The sequence below is a fragment of the Moorena sp. SIO3I6 genome (assembly GCF_010672095.1).
Genome location: NZ_JAAHHU010001054.1, coordinates 1 through 1735, shown reverse-complemented (window position 1 = coordinate 1735; position 1735 = coordinate 1). Strand labels below are relative to the sequence as shown.

Sequence of the window (1735 nt, the reverse complement as noted above, 5' to 3'; positions counted from 1 at the left end):
GTTACTTAGTCAGGATTTACTGGGAATTCTGTAGGTAAGTTATCGACGGGTTAGTGACTCACCACAAAAGCAGTTCTACCGGTCGATGCTATTCCTGGAATCCTGCCAACCAATAGAAGCGCCTATAGCTGAAGTTCCCCTTTGACAAAACAGCACAACCTATGCTTGGATTGGAATTGAGGATTTTTTCTTAGGCATTTACTGGGTACAAAATACCGAAATTCCCAGTAAATCTAGAGCTTTTTGTTGAAGGAGAGTGGCTTGGGTTATTTTCTCAAAGGTAATATCCTTCCCCTCCAACTTTGTGTTAATCGTATTGAGAGTAATCGTCCCTAAATCTGCCATTAACGTATTAAAGCTGTGTACAGGTAATTTATCTTGTGTTTTCTTTTTACGAGCTTTCGATAAAGCTTTCTTTGAACGTTGGGATGGAGCGACGACTTCAGTTGTAGTTAGTTTGACTTGCTCAGATTCTTCATCTGCAAAAAGTATCGGAGCTAAAGCTTGCGACCTGTGCCATTCAACGTAATAAGATAACATACATAAAAAGACATGTGCTCTAACTCGATTCTCTTGGTGCGCGTTCCCTAGGCGAGGGAACCTCGCCGGGGTCGCACCGCTTTCTAAATGGTGATAGATGGGACGTACTTTTAAATCCATAGTTTTATAAGCACGGAAAGCCTGCTCAACTTGTGAAAGACTCTTATAAGTTTTCACTGTGGCCGGAGCATCTAAAGTTTCTGCCTCCACCGAAGTCCGAATCACATACAAACCATCTAACGCAGCTTCAACCGAGAGGACATCTCTCTTACGTGAATAAGAGAAACTTCTCTGAGTTATCTCCAAGTTAAAAAATTTCCCCACTTGATATCGATTGATAACTTTTCCCACTCTCAGGCCAATTTTGTCCGCGCCAATTAGCGCTCTTTTTTCTCTATTTGTTGCCGCCACAATAGCATTCAGTTCTTTTTCAGTCGCTTGCAATAATTGTTCTCGTTTGATTTGATTAGCTTCAGCTAGTATCGGATTACGACAAGCGATTAACCTTTCGCCAGGATAAGAAGATGATTCCAATTCGACTAAGTTAGTTTGGTCAAATAATCCCAGCTGAACTACCTCTTGTTCCGCTAATTTCCGTATTTGAGTTCCTCTTAAAGCCGTAACCCAATCCAGCCCTTCTGTGGTAGAGAACTCTTGATTGATGCGGGTTTGAGTAATCATGCCCCTGTCACCAACCCACACCACTCGCTTCAGTCCGAAACGAGAACGTACTTTCTCTATTTGTTTGCCTAATGTCGCCGTGTCGTTGGTATTCCCTTCAAAAACTTCTACCGCAATCGGGCAACCTTCGTAGGTTAACAATAATCCGAAAACAATTTGTAATTTTCCTTTCTTTTTATCTCGACTATAGCCATAGTTTGCCAGGGGACAACTCTTGCCTTCAAAGTAAGTAGAACTGACATCATAGAGTACTAAGCTTCCCTCTGATAGATGCTTTTTGGCCAATTTATTCTCAAGGCTCTCTTGTCGAGCCAATAGCCAATCTAGAGCCTCGTATAATTCATCTTCCGAGGCATATTCTAGTCCTAACAACTTACTCAATGACGAAAAACAAGTCTCTTTATTTAGTCCCCTAGCTGTTGCCAATTTGGAGCGCGGTTCTAGGATCATTGCCACTATCATCGCCAGAATGATTGAGCGCTTTCGGGAAGATTTTTTCTCAATTAATTCTGGA

1 protein-coding gene is annotated in these 1735 nt (G+C 41.8%); it reads right to left on the bottom strand.

Annotated elements, in window-relative coordinates; all coding sequences use genetic code 11:
- Window positions 1–198 precede the first annotated feature (198 nt).
- Window positions 199–1735, bottom strand: a 1537-nt coding sequence (locus tag F6K49_RS46020) for an IS1634 family transposase (RefSeq protein ID WP_293109050.1), incomplete at its 5' end; no start/stop codon positions are given.